Raw genomic sequence first — 12,349 nt, 5'->3', positions numbered from 1 at the left:
GGCGGGCGCCCCACCTGACGGGGGCGCCCGCCGTACGTCCCTCTTCCGGGGGTACGTACCGCGCGGCCGGTTCGCGCGGCCGGGTGCCGGGGCAGGTGAGCCCCGCGGGGCACGGCGACGAGGGAGACGGCGGATGGCGGAGCACACGGTCCTGGAGGCGCTGCGCGAGCGCGCGCACGAAGCGCTCTTCGCGCGCGTGGCCGGGCCCTCGGCGCGCGCCGTGCGGGCCCGTATCCACGAGACGCCGGGGCCGCGCTGGTTCGGGCCCGGACGGCCGATCCGCGTCGTGCACGGCGACGCCTCGATGTTCGTCGGCGGCCTCGCCGCCCTCCTGCTCCAGTCGCTCCACCCCCTCGCGATGGCGGCGGTCGCGGCGCACTCGGGCTACCGGGGCGACCCCTGGGGCCGCTTGCAGCGCACGAGCACCTTCCTCGCCACCACGACGTTCGCCACCGCCGACGACGCCGAGTGCGCCGTCACGCGGGTACGGGAGGTCCACGAGGGCGTGCGCGGCACGGCACCGGACGGCCGCCCCTACCACGCGGCCGACCCGGAGCTGCTGCGCTGGGTGCACGTCGCCGAGGTGAGCTGCTTCCTCGGCGCGCACGAGCGGTACGGCGCGCACCCGCTCGACGCGGCCGGCGCGGACGGCTACGTCGCGGACGCGGCCCGGGTCGCCGAGGCGCTCGGCGCGACGGAGGTGCCCCACGACCGGGCCGCGCTCGACCGCTGCCTCGACGCCTACCGCCCCGCCCTGCGCCGTACCCCCGAAGCGCTCGACGTCGCCCGCTACCTGCTGCGCGAGCCCCCGCTGCCCGCCCCCGCCCGGCTGCCGTACGCGGGGCTCGTCCTCGGCGCGATCGAGACGCTGCCGCCGTGGGCCCGCGCCCGCCTCGGCCTGCGCCCGCTGAGCGCGCCCGGGGCGGTGGTGTCGCGGGCGGCGGGTCGCGGCGTGACGCACGCGATCCGCTGGGCGCTCGGCGGCTGACGGCACCTGGCGGGGGCGTGGCGCGGGGTGGGTGCGCGGCACCGGGCGGGCGCGGCACGACACCCGGCGCCCGCGCGACATGGGGAGACGCGACGCCCGGCGCCCGCGCCACGACGCCCGCGCCACGACGTCCGGCGCCCGCGCGACACGCGGGGGGAGCCCCCGGTCTCCGCCGGGAACGCCCCCCGCCCCCGAGCCGAGCGGATCAGCCGTAGACCCGCATCTCGTAGAGCGAGTAGCCCCATTGCCCGGACTTCTCGGTCCCCTGCATCCGCACGTAGCGCGCGGAGCCGCTGACCGGGATCTTCTCGGTGCCGCCGGAGCCGTTCGTCCGCGTGGCGAGGTCGCGCCACGTCCGCCCGTCCGCCGAGCCCTGGAGCTTGTAGCCCTTGGCGTACGAGTCCTCCCACGCGAGCTGGACCTCGCTGAGGGAGTGCTCCGCGCCGAGGTCCACCTGGAGCCAGCTGTCGGCCGCCGGGCCGGCGCTCCAGCGGGTGCCCATGTCGCCGTCCACGGCCTTGGCGGCGCCCTGTTCGGCGTTGGACTCCGAGGAGGCCGTCGCGGTCCGGCCCTGCGCCAGGTTCTGCTTCGCGGCGGCCATGGTGAGGTCGACGGTGACCTTCTTGCCCTTCTTGAGTGCGAGGACACGCGCGATGTTCCCGAGCGGCGAGGTGCGGATCGTGACGCCGTCGCCGCTGATCGCCTGGATGCCCGCGCGCTGGATGAGCGTGAGGTCCTGGTCGATGCCGGAGGTGAGCGTGACCTTCGCCGTGCGGGCGTTCGTGTCCCAGCTCAGGTCGTCGATGGTGAACCGGCCCTTGCCGAGCATCCCCTTGACCGAGCCCTTGTCGAGCCCCTGGGGCAGCGCGGGCAGCACCTCCAGGGTGCCGGGCCCGGTGGCGGCCAGCATTTCCATCATCACCGAGGGCACGGAGTTCACGACGTCCGTGGCGAAGGTGTTGTGGTTGTCGTAGTGCGAGGTCGCCATGCCGCTGTAGTAGTAGTCGTCCTTCGCGAACCGCAGGAGCTTCGCGCCCACCGAGCCGGCCTCGCCGAGGTCGGCGGCGACGAGGGCGCCGTGCAGCAGGCCGTGGCCCGCGTTCTCGTAGCTGCCGCCGTCCTTCTTGGCGAGGAAGACCCGCGCCGCGTCGTAGAGCGGCTTGTTCTTCTCCGGCGTGATCTCCCGGTAGGGCCACACCGGCATGAGGCCGCTGGAGTGGCGGTGCTGGTAGTTGTTCTTGTCGGCGAGGTCGGGCCACGCCCACTCGGCGAGCGCGCCGTCGTCGTTGACGAGGTACGGCGGCAGGTTGTCGAGCTTCTCCTGCCACACCGCGATCCGGTCGGCGTCGCGGCCGAGGGTCTTCGCCGTCTCGATCAGCGTGGAGAGCGCGAAGCGGGCGCCGGAGATGTCGTACACCGAGTTGACCGAGAGCGGCACTCCGCCGGGCGGGGTGTTCTCCGGCGAGATGGAGCCCGCGAAGACGTACGTGCCGTGCGCGTCCTTCCTGGTGAGGAAGTCCTCGTAGAAGTCGCCCATGTCGCGGACGAGCGGGTAGTACTGGTCGGCGAGGAAGGTGGTGTCCCCGGTGACCTGGTAGTACTCCCAGAACGGCTGGAGCAGCCAGGACTCGCCGCCCGTGACGTACTGGTAGGGGTAGTCGAAGTTGATGTTGGAGATGAGGCCCTCGCCGTTGGGCGTGTTGCCGCCGGTGAGCATGCCCCGGGTGCCGAGCAGCTTCTTCGCGTTGGTCCGGAAGTCCTTCTGCCACTGCCGGTTGAGCGAGAAGTAACCGGCCATCGCCTCCGGCATGTTGCCGACGTTGCCCCCGGATATCTGGAGGTTGAGGTTGGCGTCGAGGTGGTAGTAGCCGTCCCAGCCGACGTCGCTGTCCCCGGTCCAGTTGCCGAGCAGATCGGGCGCCGCGGTCGTGTTGCTGGAGCCGAGCAGGTGGTAGCGGCCCGCCGCGAACATCCGCTCGTACAAGGCCGGTACGGGGGTGGAGCGGGTCTTCTGCTCGGCGAGGAGCTGCTCGGTGGACTTGGCGCGGTCCGCGTCGCTCGCGCCGAAGTCGGCGGAGACCCGGCCGAAGATCTTGCTGTGCTCGGCGCTGTTGCGGGCGAGGAGGGTCGCGTAACTGTCGTTGACGCCCGACAGCTTCTGCTGGAGGAGCTGCTTGTCCCACTCCTGCTCGGCCGGGACCCCGCCGTTGTACGTACCGTTGTAGCGCTGCGTGAGCGACAGGAGTGTCACGTAACTCGCCCCGGTCACCCGCACCTTGTCCCCGGAGACGGTCTTCTTCCCGTCGGTGACGATGCGGGTGACGCCCTCGTAGCCCGCGTTGTAGCTGCCGTTGGGGTACTTGGCGCGCAGGTCGAGGAAGTCGGCGCTCGTGCGGTTGGTGTACGTGACGCCCTTGGTCAGCAGGTGCATCCCGGGGTCGATCGAGAGGCCGAGCGTGACGTCGAGCTTCTGCCCGGAGGGTGCGGGGAGGTGCTGGACGGTGACGCCGTCGGTGCGCGAGACGAAGGAGTCGCGTTCCCATTTCCCCTTGTCGTCGGTCCAGTTCACCTTGACCACGCCGTTGGAGTAGTCGGTGGAGCGGACGTAGTCGCGGACGGTGCCGCTGTCCGGGAGCGTGAGGCTCATCTTGTAGCCGGGGTGCTTGCTGCCCTCTCCGCCGCCCTGATAGCCCTGCACGTCGGCGGCGAGCTGGTTGGCGGCCCGGTAGTCGCCGGCGATCAGCCCGTCGCGGATGCGGTCGAGGTCGCCCGTGCCGACGGTGTTGAAGGTGCGGTGCGGACGGGCCTCGGTACGGGACATGAAGAAGTCCTTGTCGTCGAAGACGACGGTGTCGTTCCTGGGGTCGCCGAAGACGATGATGCCCTGCTTGCCGTTCCCGGCGAGCAGCCCGTTCTGCCAGTCGCCGTAGGCCGTCGGGTACGTGGTCGAGGGCGCGACCACGGGGGAGCCGGCCGCGACCGGGCGCGGGGCCTCGGCCGGGCTCCCGAGGACCCGGAACTCCCGGACCGCGTAGCCGTGCCGGGTGGCCGGGGTGGTGCCCTGCATGCGCACGTAGTGCGCGTCCTCGCCGAGACGCACGCGCGTCGTCCCTCCCTTGCCGCCGGTCGTGGACCAGGCATCCGTCCAGTGCGTGCTGTCGTCGGAGACCTGGAGCCTGAACGCCTTGGCGTAGGCGGCCTCCCAGACGACCTCCACCGTGTCGACGTGGTACTCCGAACCGAGGTCGACGGAGAGCCAGGCGCCCGGGTCCCCGCCGGGCCCGCTCGACCAGTGGGTCCCCTCGTCGCCGTCGATCGCCTCGGCCGCCGTGGCGGAGCCGTCCTCGGAGGAGGCCCCGGCTCTCGCACCCGGGCCGAGCGCCACGTTCACCGCTGCCGCTGACGGCGGTTCGGCGGCCCCGGCGTCCAGGCCCGTGGCGAGCACCAGGGTGAGGGGGAGGGCGGCGCCGAGCAGTCGCCTGGTGACGGCGCGGCCCGGTCGGGTTCTTCTCGTGCGCGGTCTCATGCCGGGGCCTTCTCTGTGGGAGGGGGGTGAGGGGAGGAGAAGTTTCATTATTAATCTATTTAATCGGCGCGCGTCATGCGTCGGAAACGGTGCTGTGGCGGCGCAAGCACGGTAGCGACGGGCGCCGGTCGCCATCAAGAGGTCGGACCATACCGATTCAACGGGTCCCAGCGAGCCGGTCGTCGGGGAGTGGGGGCGGGGACGTGATCGCTGGTGCGCGGAAGGGCAGTTGGGGCGTCCGTGGCGGCCGGGGGTATGGCGCGTGGGCCGTGGATGGGGCACCGTGAAGGCGTCGCGTCCGGCGAATCCGGGTGGTGGTGCGGCGTGGTGCGGAAGGGGGAGTCGTCGTGCTGATCGGTGTGGTGCGGGAGGACGTGGCGGGGGAGACCCGGGTCGCGGCCACGCCCGAATCCGTCGCCCGCTTGCGGGAGTTGGGCTACGAGGTGGTGGTCGAACCCGGAGCGGGGGAACACGCCGGGTTCCCCGACGCCGCCTACGCGGAGGCGGGCGCCCGCACCGGGGCGGCGCGCGGGGCGGATGTCGTACTCGCCGTGCGGACACCACCGTTGGACGGACTGCGGGCCGGGGCGACCCTCGTCGGGCTCCTCGATCCCGCGCACGAGCCCGAGCGGCTGGCGGAGCTGGCCCGGCGCGGGATCACCGCGCTCGCGATGGAGGCGGTGCCCCGTATCTCCCGGGCGCAGTCGCTCGACGTGCTCTCCTCGACCGCGAACATCGCCGGGTACCGGGCCGTCGTCGAAGCGGCGCACGCGCTCGGGCGGTTGTTCGGCGGACAGGTCACGGCGGCGGGCAAGACACCGCCCGCGACGGTGCTCGTGGCGGGCGCGGGCGTCGCCGGGCTCGCGGCGATCGGTACGGCGGGTGCTCTGGGCGCTGTCGTACGGGCCACCGACCCGCGCCCCGAGGTCGCCGAGCAGGTCCGCTCGCTCGGCGGTGAGTACCTGCCCGTCGCCCCGGCGGGCGAGGAGGGGGCCGGGACCGGCTACGCGCGCGAGATGGGCGCGGAATACCGGGCCCGGGAAGCCGAGTTGTACGCGCGCGAGTGTGCCGGGGCCGACGTCGTCATCACCACCGCGCTCGTCCCCGGGCGGCCCGCGCCCCGCCTGCTCACCGCCGGGACCGTGGCCGCGATGAAGCCCGGTAGCGTCATCGTCGACATGGCGGCGGCGAGCGGCGGCAACGTGGCCGGGACCGTGCCGGGCGAGCGCGTCGTGACCCCTGGGGGCGTCGTGATCCTCGGGTACACCGACCTCGCGGGCCGCCTCCCCGGCCAGGCATCGCGCCTCTACGCCAACAACCTCGTCGCCCTCCTCACCCTCCTCACCCCGGACCGGGACGGCACACTCGTCCTCGACACGGACGACATCGTGCAGCGCTCCATCGCCGTGGTCCGCGCGGGCGAGGTGCACTGGCCGCCGCCCCCCGTCCCCGTATCGGCGACACCCGCCCCACCCGCCGAAGCGGAGCGGACGGCACCCGCCGAAGCCGCTCCCGCGCCTCCGCCCCGGCGCGGACGCCGCTACGCCCTCGCCGCCCTGGCCGCCGCCCTGCTCCTGCTCGGCGGGGCCACCGCGCCGGCCGCCTTCCTCGGGCACCTGACCGTCTTCGCGCTCGCCGTCGTCATCGGCTTCTACGTGATCGGCAACGTCCACCACGCGCTGCACACCCCGCTCATGTCGGTCACCAACGCGATCTCGGGGATCGTCGTCGTGGGCGCGCTGCTCCAGATCGGGCACGGCGACACCGCCGTCACGGTGCTCGCGGCCCTCGCGATTCTGCTCGCCTGCGTCAACATCTTCGGCGGCTTCGCCGTCACCCGCCGCATGCTCGGCATGTTCTTCGGGAGCGGGTCATGACCGTCGCGACCGCCGCGCAGGGCGCGTACATCGTCGCCGCGCTGCTCTTCGTCCTCGCTCTCGCGGGGCTCTCGAAGCACGAGACCGCTCGTGCGGGGAACGGCTTCGGCATGGCCGGGATGGCGCTGGCCCTGCTCGCCACCGTCGCGCTGGCGGCGGACCGGGACATCGAGGCGAGCGGTACGGGGCTCCTCGTGGTCGCCGCCGTGCTCGGCGCGCTCTTCGGGCTGCGCAGGGCCCGCGCGGTCGAGATGACGGCCATGCCCGAACTCATCGCGCTGCTGCACAGTTTCGTCGGTCTCGCCGCCGTCCTCGTGGGCTGGAACGGCCACCTCCAGGTCGAGGCGCACCCGGGCGGTGCCGAGGCGCGGGCGCTGAGCGAACTCGGGACGCTCGGCATCCACCACGCCGAAGTACTCATCGGCGTGAGCGTCGGGGCCGTCACCGTCACCGGGTCCCTCGTCGCGTTCCTCAAGCTCTCGGCGCGGATCGCCTCGGCGCCGCTCTCGCTGCCGGGCAAGAACGCGTACAACCTCGGCTCCCTGCTCGTCCTGCTCGGCCTGATCGCCTGGTACGTGGCCGCTCCGCACCTCGCGCTCCTGATCGCCGCCACCGCGCTCGCCCTGCTGCTCGGCTGGCACCTCGTCGCCTCGATCGGCGGCGGGGACATGCCCGTCGTCGTCTCGATGCTCAACAGCTACTCGGGGTGGGCCGCGGCGGCCTCCGGCTTCCTGCTGGAGAACGATCTGCTGATCATCACGGGCGCGCTCGTCGGCTCGTCGGGCGCCTACCTGTCGTACGTCATGTGCAAGGCCATGAACCGCTCCTTCCTCTCCGTCATCGCGGGCGGCTTCGGCGCCCCCGCGGTGGGAGGCGTGGCGACGGAGCTGGGCGAGCACCGCGAGATCCGGGCACCGGAGGCCGCCGCGCTCCTGTGCGCCGCCGAGTCCGTGATCATCACCCCCGGCTACGGCATGGCCGTCGCGCAGGCGCAGTACGGCGTCGCCGCGCTGACCGAGCGGCTGCGCGAGCGCGGCGTGCGCGTCCGGTACGGGGTGCACCCCGTGGCGGGACGGCTGCCGGGGCACATGAACGTGCTGCTCGCCGAGGCCAAGGTGCCCTACGACGTCGTCCTCGACCTCGACGAGATCAACGCCGACTTCGCGAGCACCTCCGTCGTCCTTGTGATCGGCGCCAACGACACCGTCAACCCTGCGGCGGAGGAGCCCGACAGCCCGCTCGCCGGGATGCCCGTCCTGCGGGTGTGGGAAGCCGGGCAGGTCGTCGTCTTCAAGCGCTCCATGGCCTCCGGCTACGCGGGCGTGCCGAACCCGCTCTTCTTCCGCGAGAACACGGCGATGCTCTTCGGCGACGCGAAGGAGGGGGTGGAGGGCATCCTCCGTGCCCTCTGAGAGCCCGGCGCGCCCCCGGGCCCCCGGGCCCCGGGCCCCCGGGGCGCATCGGGCGCCGCACCGCTCAGGCCCGGGGGCGCCCGGAGCCGAACCGCCGCTCGGCGACGGCGCCCGGCACGGCAAGGCGTCCCGGGCGAGCGCGGACCCCGCCTCCGTGACCGACGCCACTCCCCGTACCCCATGGACTTCCCGGCCTCCCCGGCACTACCTTCTAGACATGCCTGGACAGGTTCAGAAACATCACCGCATCGCCGAAGTGCTCGCCGCCGAGATCCGTTCCGGTGTGCACGGCCGGGGCAGTCGGCTGCCGGGGGAGCACGCGCTCACCAAGCGCTTCGGCGTCAGCCGGACCACCCTGCGGCAGGCGCTGCGCACGCTCGGCGAGGAGGGTCTCATCGAGACCCACGCGGGCATCGGCTCGATCGTCACCTTCGACGGTACGCCGCTCGACCACCGACTCGGCTGGGCGCACGCGCTCGCCGGGCAGTCCCGCGCCCTGCGCACCGAGGTGCTGCGCCTGGAGACGGCGAGCGAGCCCGCGCTGGCCGCGGAACTCGGCTGCGCCACGGACCGCTTCCTCGCCCTGGACCGCGTACGGCGCTTCGCCGAGGACGGCACCGCCGTCTCGCTCGAACGCAGCCGGGTCCCGGCCGTCGGTGCCGTCGCCGACATCCCCCGCACGGGGCTGCGCGAGAACTCGCTCAACCGCACGCTGATCGCCCTCGGCCGCGTCCCGCACTCCAGCGAGGGCACGGTCTCGGTGCGCGGCCTCTCCGCCGAGGACGCGACGCTCCTCGGCCGCGCTCCCGGCGAGCCCTTCCTCCACCTGTCCCAGGTCTACCGGGCCGCCGACGCCTCGCTCGTCGAGCGCGTCGTGAGCCTCCTCGACCCGGCCCACTTCGAACTGCACGTCCGCTCCACCTCCGGAGGCACTCCGTGACCCCGCCCCCCACCACCCCCGCCCTCGACCGCGCGCTCGGCGCCTACTACGGGCTCGCGCTCGGCGACGCGCTCGGGATGCCGACGCAGGTCATGTCCCGCGCCGACGTCGCCCGCGTCTACGGCCACGTCACCGGCTTCGAACCGGCCCGCCCGGACAACCCGGTGAGCGCCGGGATGCCCGCCGGGGCGGTGACGGACGACACCGACCAGGCGGTCATCGTCGGCCGGCTCATCGACGAGGGCGAGGGCCGCATCGACCCGCTCCGGCTCGCCCGCGCGCTCGTGGAGTGGGAGGACGGGATGCGGGCGAAGGGTTCGCTCGACCTCCTCGGCCCCTCCACCAAGGCCGCCCTGGAGGCCGTGCAGCGCGGCGTCTCGCCCGCCGAGGCCGGGCGCAGCGGCTCGACCAACGGTGCCGCCATGCGCGTCACCCCCGTCGGCATCGCCTTCCGCGCCGAGCCGCTCGACACCTTCCTCGACCACGTCGTGGAGTCCTGCCAGGTCACGCACGACACGACGGTGGGCATCGCGGGTGCCGCCGCCGTCGCCGCCGCTGTGAGCCGGGGCATCGACGGTGGCACCCTGGAGGACGCGGTCGAGGCCGCCGTCACCGCCGCGCGGGCCGGTGCCCGGCGCGGCCACTGGATCGCGGGCGCCGACATCGCCACCCGGATCACGTGGGCGTACGACCTCGCGCGGAACCTCGACGAGGCCACGGCGCTCGACCGCATCACCGACCTCGTCGGGACGAGCGTGGCGAGCCAGGAGTCCGTCCCGGCCGCCTTCGCCGTCCTCGCCCTCACCGGCGGCGACCCCTGGCGCACCGCGCTGACCGCCGCGAACCTCGGCGGCGACAGCGACACGATCGCCGCCATCGCCGGGGCGATCGCGGGCTCCGTGCACGGGCTCACGGCCCTCCCGGCCGAGGCCGTCCGCACGCTGCGCGAGGTCAACGCCCTCGACCTCGAAGCCCTCACGGCGCGCCTCCTCCGCTTCCGCTGACCTCTTCCACGGACCCGTACTCGCTCCGCTCCGTCACCACCGCACCCCCGCACTCCTCCCGCTCCCACCCCCCGTCCCCACCGCACCACCACACCGCAAGGAGGTCCGTCATGAACGACTCGAAGGCGAGCGCTCAGGTCGGTACCGTCGAGACGCGCGGCATCGAGCCCGTGCCCGACAACGAGCGGCACGGCCACGCCGGCCAGATGTTCTGGACGTGGTTCGCCGCCAACATCTCCCTCCTCGGGCTCCCGCTCGGGGCGACGCTCGTCGCCTTCCGGGGCCTCAACATCTGGCAGGCGATGCTTGTCGCGCTCATCGGCTCCTTCGGCTCCTTCGCCCTCGTCGGCGTCCTGAGCCTGGCCGGCAAGCGCGGCGGCGCCCCTGCCCTCACGCTCTCGCGCGCCGTCTTCGGCCAGCGCGGCAACACCGGGCCGACGCTCATCAGCTGGCTCAGCCGCGTCGGCTGGGAGACGATCACCACGACGACCGCCGCCTTCGCGCTGCTCGCCCTGCTCAAGCAGGTCTTCGGCGTCGAGCGCAACGACGTCCTCGTCGTGGTCTGCCTCCTCGTCTTCATCGCCTGCACGCTGCTCATCAGCGGCCTCGGGCACGCCACGATCATGTGGATCAACAAGTGGGCGACGGTCGCCTTCGGGCTCCTCAACCTCGTCGTGATCGGCTTCCTCGTGGACAGCGTGGACTGGCACAAGGTGACGAGCGCCCCCGCCGGTCCGCTCTCCGCCGTCATCGGCGGCATCGGCTTCATCGCGGCCGGTACCGGCATCGGCTGGGCCAACGCGGGCGCCGACTACGCCCGTTACCTGCCCCGTTCCGTCCCCGGCTCGCGCCTCGTGACCGCCTCCGCCTTCGGCGCGGGCATCCCGCTGCTCGTCCTCGTCTCGCTCGGCTCGCTGCTCTCGGCCGGTGACTCGACGCTCGCCACCGCCTCCGACCCGGTCGCGGCGATCAACGGGATGCTGCCGTCCTGGATGGCGATCCCCTACCTCATCGCGGCCTTCGGCGGCCTGCTCATGTCGAACCACCTCTCGACGTACTCCGCCGGGCTCACGATGATCACCCTCGGGGTGCGCGTGCCGCGCCCGCTCGCGGTCGGCATCGACGTCCTGCTGATGTTCCTCGGCGGCATCTACTTCATGCTCATCGCCGGTGACTTCTACGGGCCGTTCTCGACCTTCCTCACTCTGCTCGCCGTGCCGATCTCGGCCTGGGTCGGCATCGTGCTCGTCGACTCCGGACGCGGGCGCCGCTACGACCCCGAGGCGCTCATGGACCGGGGCCGGGGCAGCCGCTACTGGTACACGGCTGGTTTCCGGCTCCCCGCCGTCGCCGCCTGGGTCCTCGCCATCGTGGTCGGCCTGCTCTTCACCGAGGCGTCCACGAGCGCCGACGACGTGTGGTTCGCCGGTCCCTTCGCGCACACCTGGCTCGGCACCAACGGCCTCGGCTGGGCGCTCGCCATCGCCACCGGGGCCCTCGCCTACGCGCTCGGCGCCCCGAAGGGCCCGCGCACGCCGGAGGACCCGGCCGACGACGAGCCGGGCGAGCGCGCCGCGAGCCGCCACGAGGTGCTGCGATGAGCCGCCGCCTCGTCCTGCTCGGCAACGTCATCGCCGACCTCGTCCTCGACGTGCCCGCCCTCCCCGAGCGCGGCGGCGACGTCGTCGCCACCGGAGGCGGCCTCACCGCGGGCGGCGGCTTCAACACCCTCGTCGCCGCCCGCCGCCTCGGCACCCCCGCCCTCTACGCGGGCCCGCACGGCACCGGCCCCTACGGCGACCTCGTCCGCGCGGCGCTCGACCGCGAGGACGTCACGACGGTCCTGCCCGCGCACCCCGGCACGGACACCGGCTTCACCGTCGCGCTCGTCGAGCCCGGCGAGCGCAGCTTCGTGACCCGCTTCGGCGTCGAGGACCTGCTCGACGCCGGGAACACCGCGCGGATCGCCGCCGCCCTGCGCCCCGACGACCTCGTGATCCTCTCCGGCTACGCGCTCGCGCTGCCCACCGCCGGGCCACTCCTCGCCGCCCTCGCGGCGGGGCTCCCGGCCGAGACGCTCCTCACCCTCGATCCGGGGCCGCTCGTGGACACGATCCCGGACGCCGTCCTCGCGCCGGTCCTCGCCCGTACGGACTGGCTCAGCTGCAACGCCCGCGAGGCCGCGCTGCTCACGGGCGCGCACGGCGAGACGGCGCTCCCCGCGCTGCGGGCCCGGCTGCGCCCCGAGGCCGGGGTCCTCGTCCGCGCCGACAAGGACGGCTGTTTCCTCGCCGCCCCCGGCGAGGAGCCCCGCCACCTGCCGGGCTTCCGCGTGGACGCCGTGGACAGCAACGGGGCCGGGGACGCCCACGTCGGCGCCTTCCTCGCCCTCCTCGGCCGCGGCCTGCCCGCCCCCGAGGCGGCCCGCGCCGCCAACGCCGCCGCCGCCTACGCCGTGGCCCGGCGCGGCCCCGCCACCGCCCCCACCACGGCCGAACTCCTCGCCTTCCTCGGCCCCGACCCCCTCGCGGAGCGCCTGACCGCCACCGCGTGACCCCCGCCGCGCTCCGGTCCCGAACGGGACACGCGGCGGGGGCGCGGT

General features: G+C 73.8%; 8 protein-coding genes. 7 read left to right on the top strand and 1 reads right to left on the bottom strand.

Annotated features, from left to right (window positions below; genetic code table 11):
- Window positions 1-133: 133 nt before the first annotated feature.
- Window positions 134-988 (top strand): oxygenase MpaB family protein, encoded by an 855-nt coding sequence (locus STTU_RS03015; RefSeq protein ID WP_007819718.1) that lies wholly within the window; start codon window positions 134-136, stop codon window positions 986-988.
- Between the two features lie 205 nt (window positions 989-1,193).
- Here STTU_RS03015 and STTU_RS03010 read toward each other — a convergent pair whose 3' ends face one another.
- Window positions 1,194-4,514, bottom strand: coding sequence for a glycosyl hydrolase family 95 catalytic domain-containing protein (locus tag STTU_RS03010; RefSeq protein WP_007819717.1), 3,321 nt, complete (start codon window positions 4,512-4,514; stop codon window positions 1,194-1,196).
- Between the two features lie 347 nt (window positions 4,515-4,861).
- Between STTU_RS03010 and STTU_RS03005 the strand changes: the two genes are divergently transcribed.
- The 6 genes from STTU_RS03005 (at window position 4,862) to STTU_RS02980 (ending at window position 12,301) form a co-directional block, all read left to right on the top strand.
- Window positions 4,862-6,391, top strand: coding sequence for a Re/Si-specific NAD(P)(+) transhydrogenase subunit alpha (locus STTU_RS03005; RefSeq protein WP_043253925.1), 1,530 nt, complete (start codon window positions 4,862-4,864; stop codon window positions 6,389-6,391).
- Entirely contained in the window at window positions 6,388-7,803 is a 1,416-nt protein-coding gene (locus STTU_RS03000) for an NAD(P)(+) transhydrogenase (Re/Si-specific) subunit beta (protein WP_043253924.1), read from the top strand. The genes STTU_RS03005 and STTU_RS03000 overlap by 4 nt, the downstream gene beginning before the upstream one ends.
- A 217-nt stretch (window positions 7,804-8,020) precedes the next feature.
- On the top strand, window positions 8,021-8,743 hold the full coding sequence (locus tag STTU_RS02995) for a GntR family transcriptional regulator (RefSeq protein ID WP_043253922.1): 723 nt from the start codon (window positions 8,021-8,023) through the stop codon (window positions 8,741-8,743).
- Entirely contained in the window at window positions 8,740-9,747 is a 1,008-nt protein-coding gene (locus STTU_RS02990) for an ADP-ribosylglycohydrolase family protein (protein WP_007819700.1), read from the top strand. The genes STTU_RS02995 and STTU_RS02990 overlap by 4 nt, the downstream gene beginning before the upstream one ends.
- 110 nt (window positions 9,748-9,857) lie before the next feature.
- A complete protein-coding gene (locus tag STTU_RS02985; RefSeq protein ID WP_007819698.1) occupies window positions 9,858-11,348 on the top strand; it encodes a purine-cytosine permease family protein in 1,491 nt (496 codons plus the stop codon).
- Complete coding sequence (locus STTU_RS02980; RefSeq protein ID WP_043253920.1) at window positions 11,345-12,301, top strand: PfkB family carbohydrate kinase; 957 nt, start codon at window positions 11,345-11,347, stop codon at window positions 12,299-12,301. The genes STTU_RS02985 and STTU_RS02980 overlap by 4 nt, the downstream gene beginning before the upstream one ends.
- Window positions 12,302-12,349 lie beyond the last annotated feature (48 nt).

Origin of the sequence: Streptomyces sp. Tu6071 (assembly GCF_000213055.1) — a bacterium.
GTDB classification, from domain to species: Bacteria; Actinomycetota; Actinomycetes; order Streptomycetales; family Streptomycetaceae; genus Streptomyces; species Streptomyces evansiae.
Note: the sequence above shows the minus strand (reverse complement) of the source record. Positions and strands in the feature narration are given on the sequence as shown.